We start from the raw sequence: 24,630 nt of genomic DNA, 5'->3' as shown, positions 1-24,630 counted from the left end.
TGGCTGTGACGACGGCCTTGACGGCATCGACGATCCGGTTCGGGTGATCCGAGGCCGCCAGCCGGCGCCGCCAGTAGGTCAACGTCGTGGAGTGAAACGCCGCGGCGGTAATCGGCAATCCGCACGCAGCTTTCCACCGCAGATCGAAGGTGACCGCATCGACGGTCTCGTTATCCGACAACCCATGAAGGGCCTGCAACGTGATCACCGACGCCATCACCTCAGCCGGCACACTGGGCCGCCCCCGCCGCGACGGGAACAGATCGGCGAACATCTCCTCAGGAAACAACTCGCTACGATGGGCCGCCAAGAACGCAAACACACTGTCGCCCTTCACAAGACGCCCAACAACCGACTCCGCATCCAACAACTCACGCTGATCATCCGCTCGACCCCGCACCCACCAATCATCGGCGAAAACCCCAAGACGACCACGCCCGCCACGCGGAATTAATTCAGCAGACTCCTAGGGGCCCAGCGGGGATTCGGTGCGTACCTTTTCGTCCCGGATCAGCCCGCGCAACAGCGCGGTGCTGAACTCGGCGGCGATTTCTTTGGCGGTGCGACGGCCGCTCGGGCGCAACCAGCGGTAGCTGCCCAGCGTCATGCCGATGTAGCCCAGCGCCACCACGTGCGAGTCGCACTGGTAGAACTCACCGCTGGCGATTCCGCGGTCAATCAGCCCGTGCACGTGCTGGTAGACCTGGGCTTCCTTCTCGCGGACCTCGGCGACCTGCTCGCTGGTGAACCATTCGGTGATGTAGGGCTGCTCCTGGAAGTACACCGCGGCCCGCTCCGGGTCGCTCGCGATGCCGGTAAGCAGCCGGATCGTGTACTGGTAGAGCGCCTCGCGGGCGGTCCAGGAGGGGTCGTCGTGGACCGCGGCCAGCGTGCCCTCGGCGGCCTGCCGGTAGATGTCGAACAGGATCAACGACTTGCTGGCGTAGTAGTGGTAGACCGTCGCCTTGTTCAGGCCGATGACGTCGGCGACGTCGTCCATCCGGGTGCCGTGGTAGCCACGGGCGGCGAACAGCTTGGTGGCCACGGCCAGCAGCTCCTCGCGGCGCGTCAACCCGTTGCGGGTAATGCCGTCGGATGACATGGTGTACTCACTATCGTCGCTGCCAGCGGGGCCGGAGGGGCTGCGCGCCGGCCCCGGTGTAGGCAAAATACCAATCAACTGGTTGGACAGTTTAAGGGCTCGGTCGATTTCGGGTCCCTGTCGCACCGGCGCGGATGCGACTAGACTTCGATAACTGACCCTGATGACTGACCGGTCGGAAGTGTAGAGGTGGGGCGATGGATCCGAGTCCGGATTATGACGGCAGCGACGAGATCGAATTCTTCATGCGCTACCTGACCTGGGGTCTGCGCGGCGTCCAGGACGGCAACGGCTACCCGCCGCCCGCCTACCCCCCGGTCTAGAGCGGCCCGCGAACCGACTTTTTCGCGTCCCGCGCAAATCGCGCCCACCCCGGTCGCGCGACCAGTTCCCGCCGTTGGTCTTTCACTTATTTCCTTGTGCTGCAACGATATCAGCGTGGAATCCGGCGGGCAGCCGAAGCTGGTTTGCGGCCGACCGTCCCGCTGGGCAACGCGGTTGCAATGCGCTGCCGGTTCGCCGACCCTAGCGTCGATTCATGGACCCCAGTCCGGATTACGACGCCAGCGACGAGATCGAGTTCTTCATGCGCTACCTCAGCTGGGGCCTGCGTGGGGTGGAAAACGGTCAGGGCTACCCCCCGCCGGCCTACCCGCCCACCTGAAGTGCCGCAGCCGATATGCAAAGTGCCCGCCTTCGAGCGACAAGTCCGACCCGGCCAGCGCCGGGTTGTCGCTCGGAAACCCGGAAACCCGGAAAACTCGGAAAACAAAGCGGATGTGGCAGCACCAATCAGCGACAGTCACCCGCGGTAGGCCACGTCGAGACGCTTCACCCCGTTGATCCAGCCGGAGCGTAGCCGCTGCGGCTCGGCGAGCTTGGCGATGTCGGGCAGTTGTTCGGCGATCTCGTCGAAGATCAACTTGATCTCCAGGCGGGCCAAATTGGCGCCGATGCAGTAGTGCGCCCCGTGGCCGCCGAAGCTCAGGTGCGGGTTGGGGTTGCGGCTGATGTCAAACCGAAACGGATTGTCGAAGACCTCCTCGTCGAAATTCGCCGAGCTGTAGAACAGGCCGACGCGCTGACCTTCCCGCACGGTGACACCACCCAGCTCGACGTCGGCCAGCGCGGTGCGCTGGAAGCAGTGCACGGGACTCGCCCAGCGGATAATCTCGTCGACCGCGGTGTCCGGTCGGTCCCGTTTGTACAGTTCCCACTGATCCGGGTTGTCGAGGAACGCGTTCATGCCGTGTGTCACGGCGTTGCGGGTCGTCTCGTTGCCGGCTACGGCCAGCAGGATGACGAAAAAGGCGAATTCCACGTCGTCCAGCGCATCGCCGTCGATGTCGGCCTCGATCAGCCGGGTGACGATGTCGTCGGCCGGGCACCGGCGCCGCTGATCGGCCATGTTGTACGCGTAGGCCATCAGCTCGGCGTTCGCCGCGGTGGGATCGCTGTCGAAGTCGGGATCGTCGGTGTTCATGATCGCGTTCGTCCACTCGAACAACATCGCGCGGTCGGCCTCCGGCACTCCGATCAGGTCGGCGATCGCCAGCAGCGGCAGTTTCATCGCGATGTCATCGACGAAGTTGCCGTCCTGCTTGTCCGCCGCGTCGCGCACGATGTCATGCGCCGCCGCGCCCAGCCTGTCTTCGAGCTGGGCGATCGCGCGCGGGGTGAACAGCCGCGACACCAACTTGCGCAGCCGGGTGTGCGCGGGCGCGTCGTGGTTGATCAGCAATGCCTTGGTCAGCTCCAGCTGCTCGGCGGTGACTCCGTCGGGCATGCGCATGACCGCGCCTTTGCGGTTGGTCGACCACAGATGGCTGTCGCGTGAAACGGCCTTGACGTCCTCATGGCGGCTGATCACCCAATAGCCACCGTCGTCGAAGATCGAATCGGGCTGCGCGTTCCACCAGACCGGCGCGGTGCGGCGCAGCTCGGCGAACTGGGTCACCGGCAGGCCGGCCAGCAGTACGTCGGGGTCGGTGAAATCGAAGTTCTCGCCGAACGGACACGTCGTTGTGCTCACCACACAGATCATACATATAACCGCAAGACGTATGACCGGCTGGACCGGAGACGTCGACTATCGTCGCGGTGTGCGGACCCGTGGATGGGGCGGCAGCGTTCCCGCCAGCGACGAGGAGGCGGTGGCCCGGATTCTGGCCGCCACCCGCCAGGCCATCGACGAGCGTGGCGACCAGATCACGCTGGCCGACGTCGCGCGCACGCTGAACGTGACGCGGCAGACGATCTACCACTACTTCGCCTCGACCGACGAGCTGCTGCAGGCGACCGCGCTGGCGGCGACGGCGGGTTTCATGGACCAGCTGGCGACCGCATTGCATGGCATGACCGACCCGGCGGCAGCCCTGATCGAGGGCATCTGCCTGACCTTGGAACGCTTGCCGAAAGATCCGCACATCGGCCTGCTGCTGCGGGTGTCGCGCACGGGCGCGTTCGCCGAACAGGTCACCGTCACCAACGAGACCGCGCGCGTGCTGGGGCGGTCGATCCTGGACCGCCTCGACGTCGACTGGTCGGCCTACCCGCCCGCCGCGATCGACGACATCCTGCAGATCGTGCTGCGCACCCTGCAGTCGTTCATCCTGTCGCCGCCGACCGGCGACGGGACCGAGTTGCGCCGACTACTTGCGGTCTGGATCGGCCCCGTCGTCGCGGCGCTACCGCGCGCCTAGACGCCAACCGGTGCGCCGAACGTGCTCTCATGGCGCCTTTGCCCCAAATCTCCGCCACCAGAGCACGTTCGGCGAGCGAGCGACCGGCGACCAAAGGACCCGCTAGAGCGCCTTGAGCTCCTCGGCGACCTCGGTCACCGACTTCTTCGCGTCGCCGAACAGCATGCTGGTGCCCTCGCCGTAGAACAGAGGGTTGTCGATGCCGGCGAAGCCGGAGTTCATCGACCGCTTGAGCACGATCACCGACTTGGCCTTGTCCACATTGAGAATCGGCATCCCGTAGATCGGGCTGGAGGCGTCGTTGCGGGCGGCCGGGTTGGTGACGTCGTTGGCGCCGATGACGATGGCGACATCGGTACGGGCGAACTCGTCGTTGATGTCATCCATGTCCTTCATGGCGTCGTAGTCCACCTCGGCCTCGGCCAGCAGCACGTTCATGTGCCCGGGCATCCGGCCGGCCACCGGATGAATCGCGTACTTCACCGTCACACCCTTGTCCTCGAGCAGCGACGCCATGTCCTTGACCGCGTGCTGGGCCTGCGCGACGGCCAGGCCGTAGCCCGGCACCACGATCACCTGGTTGGCGTAGGCCATCTGGATCGCCGCGTCGGCGGCCGAGGTGGCCTTGACGGTCTTGTCGCCGCTGTCGGCACCGCTGGGCGCCACGCCGCCACCGCCGAACCCGCCCGCGACGATCGCCGGGATGGACCGGTTCATCGCCTTGGCCATCAGGTTGGTCAGGATCGACCCGGACGCGCCGACGATCATGCCGGCCACGATCATCGCGGTGTTATTCAGCGCCAGTCCCGCCGCGGCGGCCGACAACCCGGTCATCGCGTTGAGCAGCGAGATGACCACCGGCATGTCGGCCCCGCCGATGGGCAGCACGACCATCAGGCCCAACACGCCGGCCGCGGCAAGCAGGCCGATCATCCACCACAGCGAGGCCCCGCCGGTACCCGGATGGGCGTGCACGCCGACGACCACCGCGGACACCACCGCCCCCACCAGCAACAGCAGGTTGATCGGCTGCTGGGCCCGGCCGAATCCGATCGGCCGTCCGGAGATGATCTCCTGCAGTTTGCCGAACGCAATGATCGATCCCCAGAACGAGATCGAACCGATGATCGCGGCGAACAACGAAGCCACCACGATGTGCACGGTCGGGGATTCGCCATGCTGGAAGGCCGAAAAGCCCTTGGTCTCCAGGAATTCCGCCAGCGCGATCAGCGCGACCGTGCCGCCACCCACGCCGTTGAAGAAGGCCACCAGCTGCGGCATGGCGGTCATCTTGGTCAGCCGGGCGGGCGGAACACCCAGGGCGACGCCGACCACCAGGCCGGCGACGATCAGCACCCACGACTCGTTGTGCCGGATCTTGATCAGCGTCGCCGTCACCGCCAGTGCCATACCCACCGCGGCGATCAGGTTTCCCCGCACCGCGGTCTTGGGGCCGGTCAGCCCCATCAGGCCGTAGATGAACAGCGCGAAAGAGATGATGTAGAGGCCGATCACCAAGTAGTTCATTTGGCGGCTGGCTCCTCTGTCTTGGCTTGCGGGGCAGCCTTCTTGCCTTTGAACATGCCCAGCATCCGGTCGGTGACGATGAAGCCGCCGATCACGTTGAGGGTGCCGAACACCACCGCGACGAACAGGATGATCTGCACCGCCAGCGACGGGTGCTCGACCTCACCGAACACCACCAGGGCGCCCAGCACCACGATGCCGTGGATCGCGTTGGTGCCCGACATCAGCGGCGTGTGCAGCGTGTTGGGCACCTTCGAGATCACGGCGAAGCCCACGAAACCGGACAGCACCAGAATCGCGAGGTTCGCAAAAAGTTCGTCGTACATGTCTACGTTCCTTCTCGAGTGACGCACGACTCCGCGATGACTTCGTCGTCGAAGTCCGGGGCCAGCTTGCCGTCCGTAATCAACAGGTCCAGCAGCGCGGTGATGTTCTTGCTGTAAAGCTCGCTGGCATGCTCGGGCATCGTCGCCGGCAGGTTCAGCGGCGAGGCGATCGTGACGTCGTGTTTGACGACCGTGCGCCCCGGCTCGGTGAGCTCGCAGTTGCCGCCGGTCTCCCCCGCGAGGTCGACCACCACGCTGCCGGGCTTCATCGCCTCCACCGCCGCGGCGGTCACCAGACGCGGCGCCGGCCGGCCGGGTACCAGCGCGGTGGTGATCACGACGTCGAAACCACCGATGGCCTTCTCCAGTGCCCGCTGCTGCTGCGCGCGTTCTTCCTCGGTGAGTTCGCGGGCATAACCGCCCTCACCCGACGCCGTGACGCCCAGGTCCAGCCATTGCGCCCCGACCGAACGCACCTGGTCGGCCACCTCGGGCCGCACGTCGTACCCGGTGGTGCGCGCACCGAGGCGTTTCGCCGTCGCCAGTGCCTGCAGCCCGGCCACACCCACGCCGAGAACCAGCACCGTGGCCGGCTTCACCGTGCCGGCCGCCGTCGTCAGCATCGGAAAGAACCGGGTCGACTCCGAGGCCGCCACCAGCACGGCCTTGTAGCCGGCCACATTGCCCTGCGAGGACAACGCGTCCATCGCCTGCGCTCGCGAGATGCGCGGGATGGCCTCCAACGCGAACGCCTGCACCCCGGCCGCCCGCAACGCGCCGATCGCGTTGTCGGCATTGCGTGGCGCCAGAAAACCGATCAGCGTCTGACCGCTGCGCAGCTTGCCGACCTCGTCGGCAGTGGGCGGCGCAACCTTGACGACGACGTCGGCGGACCAGGCGTCCCCGATGGTGGCGCCGGCCTCGGTGTAGAGGTGGTCGGGCAGCAGCGCCCGCTCGCCGGCCCCCGACTCGACCACCACGGCCACCCCGCTGTTGACCAGCGACGCCACCGCCTTCGGTACCAGCGCGACCCGCCGCTCATCGGTGCCGGACTCGGCGACCACGCCGATCTTGACGAGCTCTGTCTGCGCATCTGTCATGACGCGTACATCTACTTTCCTTGCTCAGCTGCCGTGGCCGAACCACGTTGAGTTGAACACCCTATCGGCCGTCACCAAAGCGGGATCTCTTGCCCGTGTTCGGATACCGGGCGGGGCCCGAAGTAGCGCCGCTGCGATTCGTCGATCGGCACGTCGTTGATGCTGGCCTCGCGGCGGGCCATCAGGCCGTTCGGGGCGAACTCCCACAGTTCGTTTCCGTAGCTGCGATACCACTGGCCGGCCGCGTCGTGGCATTCGTACTGGAAGCGCACGGCGATCCGGTTGTCGTGAAAGTCCCACAGGGATTTGCGCAGTGCGTAGTCGAGCTCGCGCTGCCACTTGCGGGTCAGAAACGCCACGATCTCGGCGCGGCCGACCACGTGTTCGTGGCGGTTGCGCCACTGCGAGTCCGGCGTATACGCCAGGCTCACCTTCTCGGGATCGCAGGTGTTCCAGGCGTCTTCGGCGGCCTGGACCTTCTGCAGCGCGGTTTCGTAGGTGAACGGCGGAAAGGGGGGACGGGCTTCGGCGTCGGTCATGGGTTCATCCTGCTCGATCACCGGCCCGGCGCACACGCCGGGCGGCGGGTGTTCACCCGCGGTTCAGCGGCGGCAGCGACGGCCTGACACCGGGCGTTGCGGCGGGTGTCCTATCGTGACGGGATGGACTTCGCGATGTCGGCCAAGGCCACCGACTACCACAAGCGGTTGTCCGACTTCATGACCGAGTTTGTCTTTCCGGCTGAGGCCGTCTACGACAACTACCGCCACGAGGCCGGCCCCGACGACCACACCGTTCCTCCTGTCGTCGAGGAACTCAAGATCAAGGCCAAAGAGCGTGGCCTGTGGAACCTGTTCCTGCCGGCCGAGTCCGGCCTGACCAACCTGGAATACGCCCCGTTGGCGGAGCTGACCGGCTGGAGCCTGGAGCTCGCGCCCGAAGCGGTCAACTGCGCGGCACCGGACACCGGCAACATGGAGACGCTGCACCTGTTCGCCACCGAGGAGCAGCGCAAGCAGTGGCTGGAACCGTTGCTGGCCGGCGAGATTCGCAGCGCGTTCTCGATGACCGAGCCGGCGGTGGCCAGCAGCGATGCCCGCAACATCCAAACGTCCATCGTGCGTGACGGCGCCGACTACGTGATCAACGGACGCAAGTGGTGGACCTCCGGAGCGTCGGACCCGCGCTGCAAGATCCTGATCGTGATGGGCCGCACCAATCCCGAGGCGGCCAGCCATCAACAGCAGTCGATGGTGCTGGTGCCCATCGACACCCCGGGCGTCACGGTGCTGCGCTCCACCACGGTGTTCGGCTACCAGGACCAGCCCGGGCACTGCGAGATCAGCTACGACAACGTTCGGGTACCGGTCACCAACCTGCTCGGCGAGGAGGGCGGCGGCTTCGCGATCGCCCAGGCCCGGCTCGGCCCCGGCCGTATCCACCACTGCATGCGCGCGCTCGGCGCGGCCGAACGCGCGCTCGCGCTGATGGTGCACCGGGCGAACAACCGGATCGCCTTCGGCCGCCCGCTGGCCGACCAGGGTCTGGTGCAACAGGCAGTTGCGAAGTCCCGCAACGAAATCGATCAGGCCAGGCTGCTGTGCGAAAAAGCGGCGTGGACCATCGATCAGCACGGCAACAGGGCGGCGCACCTGTTGGTCTCGCAGATCAAGGCGGTGGCACCGCAGGTCGCCTGCGACGTGATCGACCGCGCGATCCAGGTGCACGGCGCCGCCGGCGTCAGCGACGATACGGTGCTGGCCCGCATGTACAGCTGGCACCGCGCCATGCGGATCTTCGACGGCCCGGACGAGGTGCACATGCGCACCATCGCGCGCACCGAGATCGGCCGCGAACCCTCGGCCCTGGCCGCGGCGGTCACCGCAGAATGACCGAGGCGTTGCGAGAACTATCCGGCGCGTGGAACTTTCGCGACGTCGCCGACGGCACGCCGGCGATTCGTCCCGGTCGGCTGTTCCGGTCCGGTGAGCTGAGCCGGCTCGACGACAACGGGCGCGCGACGTTGCGCGAGTTGGGCATCACCGATGTCGCCGACCTGCGGGCCAGTCGCGAGGTGGCCCGCCGCGGTCCGGGACTGGTTCCCGACGGCGTCGAGATCCACCTGCTGCCCTTCCCCGACCTGGGCGACGAGGTGTCCGGTGATGACCCCGACGATTCGGCGCCGCACGAGACCGCCTTCCGCCGGCTGTTCGAAGGCGAGCCCGGCGAATCCGACGACGCGATCAACGCGACAGCCGTCCGGTACATGATCGACGAGTACGCAGAATTCCCCGTGCGCAACGGGGCCCGGCAAGCGGTGCATCGGGTCATCACCCTGCTGGCCGCCGGACGCCCGGTGCTCACGCACTGCTTTGCGGGCAAGGATCGCACCGGCTTCGTCATCGCCACCGTGTTGGAGACGATCGGCGTCGACCGTGACACCATCATCGCCGACTATCTGCGCAGCAACGCCGCGGTACCGCAACTGCGCGAGCACATCTACGACATGATCCAGCACCGGTCCGATGTCGAGCTCACCCCCGAAGTCCAGACGTTCACCGCGGCGCGGTTGTCCGACGGCGTGCTGGGGGTGCGCCCGGAGTACCTGGACGCCGCGCGCCGCACCATCGACGAGCAGTTCGGGTCGCTGCCGGCCTACCTGCGCAGCGCCGGGATCGCGCAGGCGGATGTGGACCGCCTGCGCGACGAGCTGCTCGGCTGAAAAGCGCCGGGGATCACCCCAGCTTGAAATCGGCCTTCTTCGCCGCGGACAGATCGGTGATGTCGTCCCAGTGCGCGGCGATGTCGTCCACGCTGGGCGGGGTGTCGAAGGTGACGCCGTCGGTCTGGAACAGCGCGAACCCGCTGCACCTTGCCGCCGCCGACCACGAAAACCGAAGCGCTGTTGGGGTTTTCCTCGGTGCACAGGTAGGTGACCACCGGCGCGACGTATTCGGGGGTGAGCTTTTCCAGCACTTCCTTGGGCAGGATGTCCTCGGTCATCCGGGTCGCGGCGATCGGGGCCACCGCGTTGGCGTGGATGTTGTACTTGGCGCCCTCGAGCGCGAGGCTGTTGATCAGCCCGACCAGCCCGAGCTTGGCCGCGCCGTAGTTGGTCTGCCCGAAGTTGCCGAACAATCCGCTCGTCGAGGTGGCGACCACCACCCGGCCGTAGCTTTGCTCCCGGAAGTGCGGCCACGCGGCCCGGATCACGTTGTACCCGCCATAAAGGTGCACCTTGAGGACGGCGTCCCAGTTCTCGTACGACATCTTGTGGAAGGTCCCGTCGCGCAGGATCCCCGCGTTGCTCACCACGCCGTGGATGGCACCGAACTCATCGAGCGCGGTCTTGATGATGTTCTCGGCACCCTCGGGCTCGGCGACGCTGTCATAGTTGGCGGCCGCGCGGCCGCCGGCGTCCTTGATCTCCTGGACCACCTGGTCAGCCATGTTGTGACCGGCGCCGGTGCCGTCGCGGGCTCCACCGAGGTCGTTGACGATGACGCTGGCACCCTCCTTGGCGAGGCTGAGCGCGTATTGGCGCCCCAGTCCCCCGCCGGCTCCAGTGACGACGATGACGCGATCCTGCACTCCGGGCATCGGGTTCCTCTCTGCATTGAGAATCGAAAAGTTCGCCGCGTCAGTGTGTCAGAACATCCGGCGGGCCATCTTGAAGGCCCGAGCCGTGTACGGCGGGTAGATGAAGCTGGACAGGTCGGGCCGGGTCGGCTTGGTCAGCACGGACTTGCGGTGGCTGAACTCCTCGAACCCGAACTTGCCGTGATAAGCACCCATCCCCGAGGCGCCCACCCCACCGAACGGCAGCTTGGCCGTGGACACCTGGAACGCGAGGTGGTTGACCAGCATGCCGCCGGCGGGTACCTCCCTGATCACCCGTTCGCGGGTCTCCCGTGTCTTGGTGAACAGGTACGCCGACAGCGGTTTGGGCCGCGAGTTGACGAATTGGATTGCCGCATCGAGGTTTTCGACGGTGATGATGGGCAGCACCGGGCCGAAGATCTCGTTGCGCATCAGCGGGCCGTTCGGGTCGGGGTCGAGCACGACGGCGGGCTGGATGCGCAGGCTGGACGGATCGCATTTGCCGCCGACGACGACCGTGCCGTCGGTGTCGGCGAGGTAGCCGCTGATCCGCTCGAACTGGCGCTGGTTGACGATGCGCAGTCCCTCCGGCCGGTCGGAGGTGAACTTCGTGACGGCCGCGCCGATCTTGCTCACCAACTCGTCGCGGATGCTGGCGTCGGCCAGCACGTAGTCGGGGGCCACACAGGTCTGGCCGGCGTTCAGCAGCTTCATCCAGGCGATCCGCTTGGCCGCGACTTCCACGTCGGCGTCGGCCGCGACGATCACCGGGCTCTTGCCGCCGAGTTCCAGCGTGCACGGGGTCAGGTGCGGTGCGGCGCCTTCGTAGACCTTGCGGCCGATCTCGGTGCCGCCGGTGAACAGCAGCCGGTCGAAGCCCTGCGCGATCAGCTCCTGGCTCACCGACCCGTCACCCTCCACCACCGCGATCGCGTCGCTGTCGAGGTAACGCGGCACCAGGTCGGCCATCACGTGCGCGGACGCCTCGGCGATCTCCGACGGCTTGAGCACCACGGCGTTTCCCGCCGCGATTGCGCCGACTGCGGGACCCAACGTCAGGTAGAAGGGGTAGTTCCAGGCGCCGATGATCAGCACGGTGCCGTAGGGCTCGTACTCGATCCAGCCGCGGCCGGGCAGCTGCGGCACCTCGAGCAGCTGATACCTACGCTTGGTCCATTTGCGGAGCTTCTTGGCCGCGTACTTCGCTTCGCCCGCGGTGGTCGCGATATCGGCGATGAACGCCTCGAACGGGCCGCGGTCGAGATCCTTGGCCAGGGCCGCGACGATCGCGTCCTCGTTCTCTTCCATCAGCTTGACCAGCTGCAGCAGCTGGCGCCGCCGCCACTCGATGTCGCGGGTGCGCCCGGTGGCGAAGGTCTGGCGCAGCCGGGCCACCGTGGCGGGGATGCCCGCGGACCGCGCCCCGGCCGTCGTCGCGGCCCCGTTGGTGGACTCGGATGTCTTCGGTGCAACCGATTCGGTAGTCATCGCTGTCTTCCCCTCTCGCACCTTCATGGTGTGTCCACGACGTTGTGTGGACAGTCACAGGCGATAACCGCGATCCTAACCATCCAGTCGGTTGGGCAGTACAGCAAGATCCGCCAGGCGAAGCCGGTCGCGGTAAAGACGCAGCGTCGGGCGGCAACGGCAGCGGGGAGGCTGGCCGGTCAGCCCTTGATCGCCGTCACAAAGCTGTTGGCGAACGGCCGATCCTCGGTATGCGCCTCCCGGCCCAGCCGGGTCGCCTCGTCGCGGGCATTGACCGTGCGGACGGCCCAGCCGTGCGCGGCGAACCAGTCCGCGCAGTCGGGCCGGCCGTCGTCGTCGAACCAGAGGTCGAACGGGTTGAACGAGGTGTCCAGGCCGCGCGCCTCGCGCTTGGCCCGCAGCTCCTGCCAGCGCTGCTCGGCCTCGCGCCGCTTGTCGCCGTCGACGCCGAAGTTCTCCACCGCCACCCGGCTGCCGGGGCCGCTCAACGCGTCGATCGAGGCGAACATGGCCTCCTGGGCCGTCGCCGGCAGAAACGGCAACAACCCCTCGGCCAGCCATGCCGTTGCTTGATTTGTGTCAAAACCGTTGTCCCGCAACGCTTGTGGCCAATCGTCGCGCAGGTCGACGGGCACCGGGCGCCGGTCGGCGCGTGGCGTGGCGCCGTGACCGGCCAGGGTCTCGCTCTTGTAAGCGAGCACCTTGGGCAGATCGATCTCGTAGACGGTCACGCCGGCCGGCCAGTCCAGCCGATAGGCCCGCGAATCCAACCCCGCCGCCAGCAGCACGACCTGCCGGATCCCGCAGGCCGCGGCCTCGGTGAAGTATGCGTCGAAAAAATGGGTGCGCACCGCCTGGTAGTCGACCATGTGGTTGGCGTCCGGGGACCCGTTCGCGGACCCGTCCGCGGATCCGTCTGCGGCGTTGTCGAGGTCGTCGTCCGGATCGCCGGCCCACCACGCCGAGACCTGCGCGCGCACGCCCTCGAGTTCGGGCGTGGACACCAGCAGCTCGGCGAATTCGTCACGGATCAGCGGGTGGTCGCTGGCGGTTTCGACCGCACGGGCCAGCGCGACCATCACTGCGGTCGCCCCGACGCTGGTGGCGATGTCCCAGGAGTCGTTCGCGGTGCGCGGCATTTACACCCGCTCCCCGACCACGAAGTCGGAGAAGGCATCCTTGTCGTCGTCCAGCTCGACGCTGTCCACCCGGCGGCCCAGGCGCTCCATCTCGTCGACCGAGTTCTGCGACGTGGCGCGCCAACCGTGCTCATTGAGCCAATCGGCGACTTCCGCCCGGTGCTCGTCGCGGTACATCAGCTCGCCGACGTCGACATGGTCCTGTTCGAAACCGATCTCCTGCGCCACCTTCTTGAACCGTTCCCGCATCAGCTCGCGCCGCTCTTCGGAGTGCGTGGGTGCGGTCTCCGCCGAGACGCGGCTGCCGCCGGGACTGAGCTCGGTGATCTGGGTGAACAGCTTGTCCTGCGCCTCCGCGGGCAGGTACATCAGCAGTCCCTCGGCCAGCCACGCGGTGCGCTGGGTGGGGTCGAAACCGGCGGCACGCAGCGCGGCCGGCCAGTCGTCACGCAGGTCGATCGCGACCTCGCGCCGATCGGCGGACGGCGTGGCACCGGCGGCGGCCAGCGTCGAGGATTTGTACTCCAGCACCTGGGGCTGGTCGATTTCGTACACCGTGGTGCCGGCCGGCCAGTCCAGCCGGTAGGCCCGCGAGTCCAGGCCCGAGGCGAGGATCACCACCTGCCGGATGCCGGTGGCGACGGCGTCGGCGAAATACGCGTCGAAGAAGTGGGTCCGCACCGCCTGGTAGCCGCGGATGTGCTGGATGCGGGCGGCGGACTCCTTGTCGAGGGCCTCGATCCGGGCCACCACCTCGGGGTCGAGCATGGCCTCCCACAACACCTCGGCGCCGGCGTTGTTGACCAGTAGCCGGGCGTAGGGGTCGCGGATCAGCGGGTCGGGCTGCTCGGTTTCCACGGCGCGGGCGGCGGCGACCATGACCGCGGTGCTGCCGACGCTCGTCTTGATGTCCCAGGTGTCGTCGTGGGTGCGCAGTGAACTCATCGCGTGCTCCGGTTGTTTGGGGTGGGTTCGGTCAATCGCCGAGACCGGCGCGCAGCAGCGTGCTGCGCACGGCGTCGTCGGTCAGGTCGTCGGGAACGGGGCGGCCGAGCCGGGCCATCTCCTCGCGGTTGTCGACGAGCGTCACCCGCCACCCGTGGCCGGCCAGCCACTCGGCCGCATCGGATCGGTCGGGTTCGTGGAAGGTCAGTGCCTGGACGTTGACGTCGAGGCCGAGCCGCTCCCGCATCCGCTGCCAGCGGCTGGTGTTGCTGCCGGAGTTCATCCCGAACACCTCGATGGCGACCCGGCTGCCCGGCGCGCTGAGCGCGGTGAACTTTTCGAATAGCCGGTCCTGCGCGTCGCTGGGCAGGTACGGCAGCAGGCCCTCGGCCAGCCACGCCGTCGGTTGGGTGCGATCGAAGCCGGCCGCCGCCAGCGCGGCCGGCCAGTCGTCGCGCAGGTCCACCGCGACCGTGCGGCGGGCGGCGGACGGCACCGCGCCGGCCGACTCGAGAATGCGGGTCTTGTATTCCAGCACCTTGGGCTGGTCCACCTCGTAGACCGTGGTCCCGGCCGGCCAGTCCAGCCGATAAGCCCGGGAGTCCAGCCCGGCGGCCAGGATCACCACCTGCCGCAATCCGGCGTCGACGGCGTCGCCGAAATACCGGTCGAAGAAGTGCGTCCGGACGGCCTGGTAGTCAATGCCGAGACGATGCGCTCGCTGTCCCTGCTCGTCGCCATCCAGCCAGCTCAGGTCCGGATCGGCCAGTCGCGCCCAGGCCGAGCCGGCCGAGGACACCAGCGTGAACGCGAACTCGTCGCGGATCAGCGGGTTCGGACCGCCGGTCTCAGCGGCACGCGCAGCGGCAACGCCCAGGGCGGTGGCACCGACCAGCTCGGTGATGTCCCACGAGTCTCCCGCTGTGCGTAATGAGCTTGGCGGCGGCTGCACCGAGGAATCGTCGAGATCAGTCATTTCGGGCCATGCTACCCGAATAAGTTAGTTAGCCTATACGCTTTGTGGGCGATCTCACTGCCCGCCGCGTCGGGTCAGCCGCCGGTGCTCCGCCCGGCGAACAGCGCACCTTGCAGCAGCTGGCCCAGCATGCCGGTGATGGCCTGCATCTCCTGATAGCTCTGCACGTAGCCCGCGTAGAAACCGGCCCCGCAGATCACCACCAACAGCGTCTCGACCAGCGCATTCGCGTCGATCGCGATGGCGAACTCACCCTGCTCGATGGCGTCGTTGACCACCCGGGTCAAAAATTCGCGGCAAATCCGGATCGCGTCGTTCTCGGCCTCGCTCAGTTCCGGGTGACGCTGTGACTCGAGAACCGAGCTGACCAGAAACGCCGAGGCCGCGGGGAGTTCGGAGTTCACCGCCACCGCCCCCGAGATGAAGCCGGTGAGCCGCGCCAGCAACGTCGTCTCCCGGTCGGCCTGGGCGATGCCGGCGGCGAACAATTGATCGGCGGTCTGACTGAGCACTTCCCGATACAGCACTCGTTTGCTGGGGAAGTAATGGTTGATGGCCGGCCGAGTGAGATCGGCGCGCACCGCGATGGCCTGGAAGGTCGCTCCCTCGTAGCCGCGTTCGCTGAACACCAGGCGGCCGGCGTGCAAGATCCTCTTGCGCGTCTCGTCAGCCTTCGCGGCGGGCGGACGGCCCGGCCGGCGCCTCGCCGTTGCTGGCACCGTTAGAGTGTGCCACCCGCACGATGCGGCATTAAAGCGTTTGGTGGAATGTGGCCAAACTTTCCCGCTTGGTAATCCTCGACTGCTTGGACCAATTCCGCGCGCGAGTTCATCACGAACGGCCCGTAGTGGAAAACGGGTTCGCGAATCGGTCGCCCACCCAGCAGCAGCACTTCCATGCCCGGCGACGACGGGTGAGTCTGGTCGGCTGACACCGTGATTCGGTCACCCGGTCCCAGCACTGCCAACTGGCCGTGGTGAATTGGGTGACCCACCGGGCCCACCGCCCCACTCCCGGACAGCACGTAGACCAAAGCATTGAAGTCGCGCCGCCACGGTATGTTCAGCTGGGCGCCACGGTGAATCGTGCTGTGCGCCAAGGTTATTGGCGTATGCGTGGCGCCCGGACCACGGTGTCCGTCGATCTCTCCGGCGATGATGCGCAGCAACGCCCCGCCGTCCTGGGAGGCCAACAGCGCGGCGTCCTCGCCCTCGATGGCCTGGTAGCGGGGCGCGGCAAACTTGTCTTTTTTGGGCAAATTCACCCAGAGCTGGATGCCGTGGAAGACGCCGCCACTTTCGACCAATTCGGCCGGCGGGGTCTCGATGTGCAAAATGCCCGAGCCTGCCGTCATCCACTGCGTCGCGCCGTCGGTGATCAGCCCGCCGCCGCCGTGCGAATCCTGGTGCGCAAACTTGCCGTCGATCATGTACGTGACGGTCTCGAAGCCACGGTGCGGATGCCAATCGGTCCCCCGCGGCTCGCCCGGCTCGTAGTCGACCTCGCCCATCTGGTCCATGTGCACGAACGGGTCCAGCGCCGCGGCGTCGACCCCGGCGAACGCCCGGACGACCGGGAATCCCTCGCCCTCGTAGCCACGCGGGCCGGTGGTGATCGAGCGGACCGGGCGCTCGGTTTCTTGCGGGCCGGCTGCACGTACCCGGGCCAACGTCAACGTGTCTGCGGTGATGGCAGGCATATCGACCCTCCTTCGTTGAGATGTACCCGATGTAACCGGACCGCAGTCCGTTTATTCCGGTCCGGCTTAGGATTGGCCGGTGGAGCCGACGGGGGAGCAGCGCCAGCCCGAAACACCGGGACGCTCGCGCCCGGCGGGGGCAGCGGGCCCACGAGTGGGGGCGGCGCTCCGAAACGCGGGCTACCTGCGCAAATGGTTGCTGCTGGGCGTCATGATCGGCGTGATCGCGGGCCTCGGCGCCGTCGCGTTCTATTTCGTCCTGAAGTACACCGGAGACTTCCTGCTCGGCTATCTGGCGGCCTACCGTGTCCCCACCCCCGCCGGCGAGGGCGGCGGTCCCGGATCCGCCGGTTTCGCCCGTCCGTGGGCGATTCCGCTGGTGACGACGGCCGGGGCGCTGGTCTCGGCGCTACTGGTGGCCAAGCTGGCGCCGGAGGCCACCGGGCACGGCACCGACGAGGCCATCGAGGCGGTGCACACCGATCCACGCGCCATCCGGTTCCGCGCCGTCGCAGTGAAGATGGTGGCCAGCGCGTTGACCATCGGCTCCGGCGGCTCGGGGGGTCGCGAGGGCCCGACGGCGCAGATTTCGGCCGGCTTCTGTTCGTTGCTGACGCGACGGCTGGGTCTGTCGGACGAGGACGGCCGGATCGCGGTCGCGCTCGGCATCGGCGCGGGGATCGGCGCGATTTTCGCCGCGCCGCTGGGCGGCGCCGTGTTGGCTGCGTCGATCATCTATCGAGACGACCTCGACTACCGCTGCCTGCTGCCCGGGTTCATCACCTCCGGCACGGCGTATGCGGTGCTCGGGGCGTTCCTGGGCTTCGACCCGCTGTTCGGTTACATCGACGCGGAGTACCGGTTCGAAAACCCATGGCCGCTGCTGTGGTTCGTGGTGCTCGGTCTGGTCGCCGCGGCGGTGGGCTACCTCTATGCCCGCACCTTTCAGGCCGCGGTCCGGCTGACCCGGCGCTTGCCCGGCGGCCCGGTGCTCAAGCCCGCGGCGGGCGGGCTGCTGGTCGGGCTGCTGGGTCTGCTGATCCCCGAGATCCTCGGCAGCGGCTACGGCTGGGCGCAACTGGCCGCCGACCGCACCGCGCTGCTGCACATCCCGCTTTGGATCGTCGTGGTGCTGCCGTTCGCCAAGATCGTCGCCACGTCGCTGTCGATCGGCACCGGTGGCTCCGGCGGTCTGTTCGGTCCCGGCATCGTGATCGGCGCATTCGTCGGCGCGGCCATCTGGCGCCTCGCCGAGGCGACCGCCCTGCCCGGCGTGCCCGACGGGCCGGGCATCTTCGTCGTGGTCGGGATGATGGCCTGCTTCGGCTGCGTGGCCCGCACCCCGCTGGCCATCATGATCATGGTGGCCGAAATGACCGGCTCGTTCTCGGTGGTACCCGGTGCGATCATCGCGGTCGGGATCGCGGCGATGCTGCTGTCGCGCACCGACGTCACGATCTACCGGGCGCAGCGGCTCAACCGTGAAACCGCCGAAGCCGAACGCGCACAGTCGGCTTCGGCGGAGTGACCGCTACCCCTTGCGGCGCGCGGTGTCGGCGGCGTCCTTTTCGGTCTTCTTGCCCTTATGCTGCAGCTGTCCGCCGGAGCTTTCCAGGTGCGCGCGGACGAACCACTGAAACTTTTCCAGCGGGCCGGCCTGCCCGATCAACAGGTCCTGGGTGACCGGGTCGAGTTCGTCGGTCTCGTCGATGGCTTGCCGGATGTCCTCGATCACCCCGGTGTACACCAGGTCCAGCGCGGCCAGATGGGCCTGGACGGTGTCGCGCCCGACGGAGTAGTCATCCCACGTGCGGTCCCGGATGATCGCCCCCGGCGTCCCCTCGGGCGAAGCGCCAAGGGCCGCAATGCGTTCGGCCACGTCGTCAGCGAAGCCGCGCACCGCCTCGACCTGCGGGTCGATCATCTCGTGCACGCCGATGAAGTTGGGGCCCACCACATTCCAGTGGATGTGCTTCAGCGTCAGGTGGAGGTCGTTGTAGGTGCTCAACTGCTTTTGCAGCAACTCGGTGAGTCGCGCGGCCTGCTTGTCACTCAAGCCCGGAATGGTGAACTGCGTCATCGATCGCTCCTGCGTTTCGTCTGCGTGTGAGTGGCCAGTGGTTTTCGACGAGTACCCGATGGCCGGATTGGAAAACACGTACTGTTCACAGCGCGTGGATTTGCTGTACCGGCAGCCGCGTACCCCGGCGCGGCTCGTAGGCCAGGCCGCTGGCTTCGAGCAAACGCACCACCCGATGGCGGTGCGGGCGCATCGGTTCGAGCAACTCGAGCATCAGCTCGTCGTCGCCCTGGCGGCCCGCCAAGGTCCAGCCGATCATCTTGGGGATGTGGTAGTCGCCGACGGACAGCGCGTCGGCGTCACCGAAGGCCCGCTGCGCTGTCTCGGCGGCCGTCCACGCGCCCACCCCGGGCAGCGACGTCAGCGCCGCGCGGGCCTGCTCCGCGGGCCGCGACACCAGCCGCTGCAGCGCCACCGCGCGGCGTGCACAGGCCACCACGGTCTGGGCGCGCCGCGGATCGACGTTGGCGCGATGAAATTCCCACGACGGTATGTGCCGCCACACGTCGGCCGGTGGCGGCACCCGCATGCCGACCGGGGCCGGTCCGGGTGCCGGGCTGCCGTATTTGGACACCAGCACCCGCCACGATTTGAACGCGTCGGCGCCGGGCACCCGCTGCTCGATGATCGCCGGAATGAGCGCCTCGAGCACCTGGCCGGTGCGGCCCAGCCGCAGATGGGGGACTCGCCGGTGTGCGGCCGCCACCGTCGGGTGGGTCGGGGTGAAGTCCGAGGCGTCGTCGTAGGCGCCCAGCAGCGCGGGCAGCCCCGCCACGAATTCCTCGGCCCCGTCACCCCACGCCTGGCAATGCACCGCGCCGGGAGCCGTGCGGTGCAGGTGTGCCGTGACGGGACCGCTGGGCAGCAGGCTCGTCCGCCAGATGGTGCCGTCACCCGGGAGGCGAAAACACGGGTCCCCGAAGCCGCGGCGCAGCGGCGCCAGGGTGTGCCCGAAGCTCACCGCCCCGGGGAAGGTCACCGTGCGTGCCCTGTTCACCACCAAACTCCGGATTCCTGCCTCGATTGACCCTGATTGACCGTCACTGCCTGCCACGACAGTATTGCGATGTGATGACGCCGTTCGACGCTCCCAATGCCGAGCTGGTCTGGATGTTCATCCAGAGCCTGACCGGAGGCGACGATCTCGACGAGGGCTTCGCACTACTCAGCGACGACTTCACGTGCTGGAGCCTGTTCACCCGCAGCACTCACGACAAACGGGCGCTGCGGCGTGCCGCCGAGCGCCGGGGGCAGGGGTTCTACCTCACGATCGACCTGTTGCGCTGCATCAACGAGGGCGACACGGTCGTCATCGAAGCCCACGCCGCGGGCACCACCACCGACGGCACGCGCTACGACACGCCGTTCGTGTGCATCTTCGAAACCCGCGACGGCGTCATCGTGTCGATGCGCGAGTACGGCGATACTCGCGCCCAGGCCAAGCTGTTCGCCGAGTGACCGCGCCGGCGCACTCGGCCGTGTTCACGCGCCGACGCTGATGTCGGCCTTGTTGGGGTAGAAGGCGACGTGCCCGGCGATCTCGGCGACCGCGGGGTACGGCTGCTCGTAGGTCCAGATCGCATCCTCGACGGTGTCACCGGCCGAGGTGGTCACGGCGTAGTAGCTGGCGTCACCCTTGAACGGGCAGTAGCTGACCGTCTCGGTGCGGGTGAGCCGGTCCTGTGCCACGTCGGCCAGGGGGATGTAGTACACCACCGGGATGGTGGCTTCCCGCAATTCCAGCGCCGCCGTGGTGTCCGCGACCAGATCGCCGTTGACACGGACCTGCACCCGCTTTTGGGCAGGGGTGATGGTGATCGGGTGCCCGGCATTGGGTTCCAGGACTTCCTTGTGGCTCATGCTGAGACCTCCTTCGTCCCTTACGGGCTCAGATGTTCGGTTGCAACGTCGCCACGCTCTCAAGGCTTCCCGACTCGGGGCGGTCCGAACGCGTAGCGGTGGTATTGGGCCATGTTCCGCAACGCCGGCGCCACCGCCATCGCCCGGCCCAGCCACCGCACCACCGGCGCGACCTTTCGAAGGTATCGCTGTCGAAGACCGATTCCCAGACCAACAACCGCAGACCGGGCACGGCGTCCACGATGTCGCCGGGCCCGTCGACGCCCCAGCGCAACGTCGAGCCGAAGCGCCGCACGCCGCTGTTGATCAGCTAGCGGTACACCCGGGCGTCCAGTCCGCATCCCACGTGCAGAACGACGGCCTCGTCGTGCCCGGCCAGAAACTGGCCGGCCCAGTGGTCGAAGTGCGCGGAGCGAACCGCGACCGACGGGGCCCGTCGCGCATCGATAGTGGTTGCGGCCCAATCGCATTCGATACGTTCGACGGCAGCCTTGGCGTACAGCGTCGCCAGCATCGTCTGCGGGGGCCCGGCGAGGTCGACGCGGATCCGGTCCATGGGGCCGAGCCTAGGCGGCTCAGGCCGCGGTTCGCGGGGTGCGCATGGCGGCCCAGAATCGGGCGGCTTCACGGATCGACTCCTCGACCGGCCGCGGTTGCCAGCCCAGCTCGCGGCGCGCCTTGCTGCAGTCGACTGGCGCCTCGGCGCGCATCATCCGCACCGACGCCAGGCTGAGTTGGGCGTCGGTGCCGGTGAGTTTCGCCTTGAGCGTGCCGGCCGCGGCCAGCGCGTAGAGCATCGGGACCGAGATCGCCCGCTGCGGCGGCGGGACCCCGGCCTCGTCGGCCGCGATCCGGATCGAATCGTTGAGCGCCATCATCTTTTCCGAGATCAGGTATCGCTCCCCGATGCGGCCGCGTTCGGCGGCCAGGATCATCGCCCGGGCTGCGTCGTCGACTCCGACGACTTCGAGCTGGATACCGTTCATCAGAAACGGCAGTTTGCCGAACACCGCGCCGGCGATGAAGGCGCCATGCGGCGTGCCGCCCCAGTCGCCGTCGCCGTAGGTGGTGGACACGCACATCGCGACGGCGGGCAGGCCCGCGTCCGCGACGTAGCGCATCACCAGGTTTTCGGCCTGCACGCGCGATTTCACGTAGGGCGTCAACCCGCGCGAGCCGATCACGTCGTCTTCGGTTGCGACGTGCCCGTGCCGTCGGCCCACCGTCGCGTAGGTGCTGGTGAAGACGAACTTGCGCAGGTCCGGCTGGTTGACGGCGACGTCGAGGACATTGCGCAGTCCCTCGACGTTGGTGCGAAACAGCGGCGCGGGATCGCGCAGCCAGGCGCGGGTGTCGACGACGCAGTAGTACACCTCGTCCACCCCGTCCATCGCGGCGCGCACCGCGGCGGTGTCGAAGACATCGCCTTCAAAGCGGGTCACGTCGAGGTCGTCGATGGAGCGCGTGTTGGCGCCCTTGCGGACCATCGCCCGTACCGTCGCACCGTCCGCGACGAGCTGGCGGGTGACGTGTGAGCCCAGAAAGCCGTTGGCGCCCAGAACAAGCTTTGGACCAGCCGCGTGGTTCGCGCTCACGCAGCGCCCCCGTACTGCTGCAGGAAGCGCGCGGCGTCCTCGTCGAGGGTGCCCAGTTCCTGCGCCTTGCGGCACCACTTCAACGAGGCCTGCACGAAGCGCAGCGGGTTGTAGATGTCTTCTTGCCGACGCCACAACCCGTCGCCGGCGTAGGTGATGATCGAGATGTTGGTCGCCGCGATGACGCTGCCGTCGCCGGGATCGCGCATCGGATTGTCGAGTTCCATGATGACGCGCCCGGTGGGTTCGTCGATGACCGACCACAACGAGGGGAACGCGACCATGTGGCTGCCCGGATAGGTGCTCATCGTGCGCCGGATCCAGTCGCGGACCTCGTCGCGGCCGTGCATGGTGCCCGCGGCGTGTTCGATGTACAAGACGTCGGGGGTGTAGTGCTCGACCCAGGCGTCCCAGTCTTTGGATTCGGCGGCCCGGGCGACGGTCTGTTCGAATTTCTCGAAGGCGTCAGCGAGTTCGCTGCGCGAGAACGGGCCGGCGCTCATCGCGCGGCCTGCGATTTCACTGTTGCGGCGCCGTTGCAGCTCATCGGCGGAGTGTAACCTGGCGTTCGTCGACCCCGGCTCAGGCCCGAGCCCTGCCCGGATACGGAGGACGAGAAGTGGTGGAGACCCAACAGGCAATTCTTGCCGGCGGCTGTTTCTGGGGCATGCAGGACCTGATTCGTAAACAGCCCGGGGTGGTTTCGACCCGCGTCGGTTACACCGGCGGCGACGTGCCCAACGCGACCTACCGCAACCACGGCACGCACGCCGAAGCCATCGAGATCAGTTACGACCCGTCGGTCACCGATTACCGCACCCTGCTCGAGTTCTTCTTCCAGATCCACGACCCGACAACGAAAAACCGGCAGGGCAACGATCGCGGCACCAGCTACCGCTCGGCGATCTTCTACGTCGACGACGAGCAAAAGCGCATCGCGCTGGACACCATCGCCGACGTCGACGCGTCCGGCCTCTGGCCCGGCAGGGTCGTCACCGAGGTCAGCCCCGCGAGCGACTTCTGGGAAGCCGAGCCGGAGCACCAGGACTATCTGCAGCGCTACCCCAACGGATACACCTGCCACTTCGTCCGACCGGGCTGGAAGCTGCCGCGCCGCGCGTCGGCCAGCCAGTAACCGGATTTAACGGCGCCGCACCGTAACCCGACCGCCGCCCTTCGGGACGAATGCGACCCCGCGGCAGTGCCACGGCTCGTCGGGCGCGTCAGTGACTTCAATGGTGAAGTGCCGCAACACCGTTCGCAGGACGATGTCCATCTCCACGTTCGCGAATACGGCGCCCACGCAGCGCCGGGTGCCGCCTCCGAACGGAACCCAGGACAAAGCGGCCGGTTTCGTGTCGATGAACCGCCAGGGATCGAAGCGTTCCGGATCGGGAAACAGGTCGGGGTTGTTGTGCAGTTGCGCGATGCCGACGATGATCGAGTAGCCGCGCGGGATCACCCAATCGCCAAGTCGGTAGGTCTCGGGGTAGACGTGCCGGCCGGCGAAGTCGATGACGGTTCGGGCTCGTTGCACCTCGAGGATGGTCGCCTGGCGTAGTTCGTTGTCGTCGCCGTCGGCCTCCTCGACCAGCGCCGCCAGCAGCTCCGGATGCCGGCTGATCCGCTCGAATGCCCACGCGAGCGTCGACGCGGTGGTTTCGTGGCCCGCGGCCAGCAGGGCCAGCAGCTCGTCGCCGATGTCCTTGTGCGACATCGCCGCACCGTCGTCGTAGCTGCTGCGCAACAGCAGCGCCAGCACGTCGTTGCGGTCGGCGAAATGGGGATCGGCCCGCTCGGCCGCGATCAATTTTTCGATGACGCCGTCGTATTGGTCGCGCCACTGATCCAGCCGGTGCCACGGGCTGAACCGTCCGTAGTCTCGTTTCGGCCTGGGCAGCGATGCCAGTCGCGAGCCCAGAGTCACCCAGGGCGGGATCAGCCGGCGCAACTCGTCGAGTTCGGCGCCGTCGGCCCCGAACACGGCCCGCAAAATCGCGTTCAGCGTGATCCGCATCATCGGGGCGAGGGTGGCCAACGACTGCCCCTCGGTCCAGTCTGCGGTTTCGCGCAGTGTCTCCTCTTCGAAGATGGTCTCGTAGTTCTTGATGCTCTTGCCGTGGAACGGCGGAGCCAGCAGCCGGCGCCGGCGCCGGTGCTCGTCGCCTTCCAGCGCGAACACCGAGCCGTAGCCGAAGAATCTGCTGAGGTTGGGCTGGATGTTGCCGAGCTCGTCCGGGCTGGTGGTGAAGATCTGCTTGGCCAGCTGCGGATCGCTGACCGCGATGACGCGCCCGAACATCGGCAGCCGCAGCGCGAACACGTTGCCGTAGCGGCGCGACAACCGTCGAATCATCGAGCGGCGTCCCAGCGCAAAGCCGAGGCCCTGCGCCAGTCGGGGCAGCGGGACGGTTGGCGGCAACGTGATCGCGGGGGCCGGTGCAGTGGTGGTGACTAGTTCGCTCATGGCGTCATCGCTCCCAACGTCTGC

Annotated in this window: 27 protein-coding genes and 2 pseudogenes; 8 read left to right on the top strand and 21 right to left on the bottom strand. The window is 67.6% G+C overall.

Translation table 11 applies throughout. The features are described 5' to 3' along the window. On the bottom strand, nt 1-400 hold a 400-nt coding region (locus tag AWC25_RS25505; protein WP_142279058.1), incomplete at its 3' end, for a transposase. Nucleotides 401-466: 66 nt separating this feature from the next. Further along, nucleotides 467-1,102 (bottom strand): TetR/AcrR family transcriptional regulator, encoded by a 636-nt coding sequence (locus tag AWC25_RS25500; RefSeq protein WP_069402181.1) that lies wholly within the window; start codon nt 1,100-1,102, stop codon nt 467-469. Between the two features lie 197 nt (nt 1,103-1,299). On the opposite strand from AWC25_RS25500, the gene AWC25_RS26735 reads away from it, so the two are divergent. Next, complete coding sequence (locus AWC25_RS26735; RefSeq protein WP_101528391.1) at nt 1,300-1,425, top strand: hypothetical protein; 126 nt, start codon at nt 1,300-1,302, stop codon at nt 1,423-1,425. Nucleotides 1,426-1,640: 215 nt separating this feature from the next. Further along, nucleotides 1,641-1,766 (top strand): hypothetical protein, encoded by a 126-nt coding sequence (locus tag AWC25_RS26730; RefSeq protein WP_101528390.1) that lies wholly within the window; start codon nt 1,641-1,643, stop codon nt 1,764-1,766. A gap of 138 nt (nt 1,767-1,904) precedes the next feature. On the opposite strand, the gene AWC25_RS25495 is transcribed toward AWC25_RS26730, so the two are convergent. Then, nucleotides 1,905-3,146 carry a cytochrome P450 gene (locus AWC25_RS25495; RefSeq protein WP_069402182.1) on the bottom strand — a complete coding sequence of 414 codons (1,242 nt, stop codon included), beginning with the start codon at nt 3,144-3,146 and terminating at the stop codon, nt 1,905-1,907. A 58-nt stretch (nt 3,147-3,204) separates the two neighbouring features. Here AWC25_RS25495 and AWC25_RS25490 point away from each other — a divergent pair, with 58 nt between their 5' ends. Beyond that, on the top strand, nt 3,205-3,804 hold the full coding sequence (locus AWC25_RS25490) for a TetR/AcrR family transcriptional regulator (protein WP_069402227.1): 600 nt from the start codon (nt 3,205-3,207) through the stop codon (nt 3,802-3,804). 102 nt (nt 3,805-3,906) lie between these two features. Here the strand turns inward: AWC25_RS25490 and AWC25_RS25485 are convergent, their stop codons facing one another. The 4 genes from AWC25_RS25485 to AWC25_RS25470 form a co-directional block, all read right to left on the bottom strand. Continuing rightward, on the bottom strand, nt 3,907-5,331 hold the full coding sequence (locus tag AWC25_RS25485; protein WP_069402183.1) for an NAD(P)(+) transhydrogenase (Re/Si-specific) subunit beta: 1,425 nt from the start codon (nt 5,329-5,331) through the stop codon (nt 3,907-3,909). After that, entirely contained in the window at nt 5,328-5,657 is a 330-nt protein-coding gene (locus AWC25_RS25480) for an NAD(P) transhydrogenase subunit alpha part 2 (protein ID WP_069402184.1), read from the bottom strand. The genes AWC25_RS25485 and AWC25_RS25480 overlap by 4 nt, the downstream gene beginning before the upstream one ends. Before the next feature lie 2 nt (nt 5,658-5,659). Beyond that, complete coding sequence (locus tag AWC25_RS25475) at nt 5,660-6,757, bottom strand: Re/Si-specific NAD(P)(+) transhydrogenase subunit alpha (RefSeq protein ID WP_069402185.1); 1,098 nt, start codon at nt 6,755-6,757, stop codon at nt 5,660-5,662. A 71-nt stretch (nt 6,758-6,828) separates the two neighbouring features. Beyond that, nucleotides 6,829-7,296 carry a nuclear transport factor 2 family protein gene (locus AWC25_RS25470; RefSeq protein ID WP_069402228.1) on the bottom strand — a complete coding sequence of 156 codons (468 nt, stop codon included), beginning with the start codon at nt 7,294-7,296 and terminating at the stop codon, nt 6,829-6,831. A gap of 135 nt (nt 7,297-7,431) precedes the next feature. Here AWC25_RS25470 and AWC25_RS25465 point away from each other — a divergent pair, with 135 nt between their 5' ends. Next, a complete protein-coding gene (locus AWC25_RS25465) occupies nt 7,432-8,649 on the top strand; it encodes an acyl-CoA dehydrogenase family protein (protein ID WP_085168146.1) in 1,218 nt (405 codons plus the stop codon). Then, the gene (locus tag AWC25_RS25460) at nt 8,646-9,479 is read left to right on the top strand and encodes a tyrosine-protein phosphatase (RefSeq protein WP_069402186.1); all 834 of its coding nucleotides are present in this window, start codon (nt 8,646-8,648) and stop codon (nt 9,477-9,479) included. Before AWC25_RS25465 ends, AWC25_RS25460 begins: the two co-directional genes overlap by 4 nt. A 13-nt stretch (nt 9,480-9,492) precedes the next feature. On the opposite strand, the pseudogene AWC25_RS25455 reads toward AWC25_RS25460, so the two are convergent. The 7 genes and pseudogenes from AWC25_RS25455 to AWC25_RS25425 form a co-directional block, all read right to left on the bottom strand. Continuing rightward, nucleotides 9,493-10,357, bottom strand: a pseudogene (locus AWC25_RS25455) (SDR family oxidoreductase). Nucleotides 10,358-10,405: 48 nt separating this feature from the next. Further along, nucleotides 10,406-11,845, bottom strand: coding sequence for an aldehyde dehydrogenase family protein (locus tag AWC25_RS25450; protein ID WP_069402230.1), 1,440 nt, complete (start codon nt 11,843-11,845; stop codon nt 10,406-10,408). 179 nt (nt 11,846-12,024) lie between these two features. Beyond that, entirely contained in the window at nt 12,025-12,984 is a 960-nt protein-coding gene (locus tag AWC25_RS25445) for an SAM-dependent methyltransferase (RefSeq protein ID WP_085168140.1), read from the bottom strand. Then, nucleotides 12,985-13,929 (bottom strand): class I SAM-dependent methyltransferase, encoded by a 945-nt coding sequence (locus tag AWC25_RS25440; RefSeq protein WP_069402189.1) that lies wholly within the window; start codon nt 13,927-13,929, stop codon nt 12,985-12,987. It lies immediately after the preceding gene. A gap of 31 nt (nt 13,930-13,960) precedes the next feature. Further along, on the bottom strand, nt 13,961-14,905 hold the full coding sequence (locus AWC25_RS25435) for a class I SAM-dependent methyltransferase (RefSeq protein WP_085168138.1): 945 nt from the start codon (nt 14,903-14,905) through the stop codon (nt 13,961-13,963). A 74-nt stretch (nt 14,906-14,979) separates the two neighbouring features. Further along, nucleotides 14,980-15,624 (bottom strand): TetR/AcrR family transcriptional regulator, encoded by a 645-nt coding sequence (locus AWC25_RS25430; protein ID WP_085168136.1) that lies wholly within the window; start codon nt 15,622-15,624, stop codon nt 14,980-14,982. Between the two features lie 2 nt (nt 15,625-15,626). Next, nucleotides 15,627-16,604, bottom strand: a complete 978-nt coding sequence (locus AWC25_RS25425) for a pirin family protein (RefSeq protein ID WP_085168134.1) — start codon at nt 16,602-16,604, stop codon at nt 15,627-15,629. 79 nt (nt 16,605-16,683) lie between these two features. Between AWC25_RS25425 and AWC25_RS25420 the strand changes: the two genes are divergently transcribed. After that, nucleotides 16,684-18,132 (top strand): chloride channel protein, encoded by a 1,449-nt coding sequence (locus AWC25_RS25420; RefSeq protein ID WP_085168132.1) that lies wholly within the window; start codon nt 16,684-16,686, stop codon nt 18,130-18,132. Between the two features lie 3 nt (nt 18,133-18,135). On the opposite strand, the gene AWC25_RS25415 is transcribed toward AWC25_RS25420, so the two are convergent. Both AWC25_RS25415 and AWC25_RS25410 read right to left on the bottom strand, forming a co-directional pair. Next, nucleotides 18,136-18,684 carry a Dps family protein gene (locus tag AWC25_RS25415; RefSeq protein ID WP_085168130.1) on the bottom strand — a complete coding sequence of 183 codons (549 nt, stop codon included), beginning with the start codon at nt 18,682-18,684 and terminating at the stop codon, nt 18,136-18,138. A gap of 85 nt (nt 18,685-18,769) precedes the next feature. Further along, on the bottom strand, nt 18,770-19,684 hold the full coding sequence (locus AWC25_RS25410) for a DNA-3-methyladenine glycosylase family protein (RefSeq protein WP_085168128.1): 915 nt from the start codon (nt 19,682-19,684) through the stop codon (nt 18,770-18,772). Nucleotides 19,685-19,755: 71 nt separating this feature from the next. Between AWC25_RS25410 and AWC25_RS25405 the strand changes: the two genes are divergently transcribed. Further along, on the top strand, nt 19,756-20,142 hold the full coding sequence (locus AWC25_RS25405; protein WP_069402194.1) for a nuclear transport factor 2 family protein: 387 nt from the start codon (nt 19,756-19,758) through the stop codon (nt 20,140-20,142). 24 nt (nt 20,143-20,166) lie between these two features. Here the strand turns inward: AWC25_RS25405 and AWC25_RS25400 are convergent, their stop codons facing one another. The 4 genes and pseudogenes from AWC25_RS25400 to AWC25_RS25385 all read right to left on the bottom strand — a co-directional run bounded on the left by AWC25_RS25400 (nt 20,167) and on the right by AWC25_RS25385 (nt 22,642). After that, nucleotides 20,167-20,544 carry a DUF427 domain-containing protein gene (locus AWC25_RS25400; RefSeq protein ID WP_085168126.1) on the bottom strand — a complete coding sequence of 126 codons (378 nt, stop codon included), beginning with the start codon at nt 20,542-20,544 and terminating at the stop codon, nt 20,167-20,169. Between the two features lie 59 nt (nt 20,545-20,603). Then, nucleotides 20,604-21,100 (bottom strand): annotated as a pseudogene (locus AWC25_RS25395) (class I SAM-dependent methyltransferase). 19 nt (nt 21,101-21,119) lie between these two features. Next, nucleotides 21,120-22,139 (bottom strand): NAD-dependent epimerase/dehydratase family protein, encoded by a 1,020-nt coding sequence (locus tag AWC25_RS25390; RefSeq protein ID WP_069402198.1) that lies wholly within the window; start codon nt 22,137-22,139, stop codon nt 21,120-21,122. Beyond that, nucleotides 22,136-22,642 (bottom strand): nuclear transport factor 2 family protein, encoded by a 507-nt coding sequence (locus tag AWC25_RS25385; RefSeq protein WP_069402199.1) that lies wholly within the window; start codon nt 22,640-22,642, stop codon nt 22,136-22,138. The genes AWC25_RS25390 and AWC25_RS25385 overlap by 4 nt, the downstream gene beginning before the upstream one ends. A 116-nt stretch (nt 22,643-22,758) precedes the next feature. On the opposite strand from AWC25_RS25385, the gene msrA reads away from it, so the two are divergent. Next, nucleotides 22,759-23,274, top strand: a complete 516-nt coding sequence (gene msrA / locus AWC25_RS25380) for a peptide-methionine (S)-S-oxide reductase MsrA (protein WP_142279055.1) — start codon at nt 22,759-22,761, stop codon at nt 23,272-23,274. Between the two features lie 6 nt (nt 23,275-23,280). Here the strand turns inward: msrA and AWC25_RS25375 are convergent, their stop codons facing one another. After that, nucleotides 23,281-24,606: a cytochrome P450 gene (locus AWC25_RS25375; RefSeq protein WP_085168124.1), complete on the bottom strand. Its 1,326-nt coding sequence runs from the start codon at nt 24,604-24,606 to the stop codon at nt 23,281-23,283. Nucleotides 24,607-24,630 lie beyond the last annotated feature (24 nt).

Source organism: Mycobacterium sherrisii, assembly GCF_002102355.1.
Taxonomy (GTDB): Bacteria; Actinomycetota; Actinomycetes; order Mycobacteriales; family Mycobacteriaceae; genus Mycobacterium; species Mycobacterium sherrisii.
Note: the sequence above shows the minus strand (reverse complement) of the source record. Positions and strands in the feature narration are given on the sequence as shown.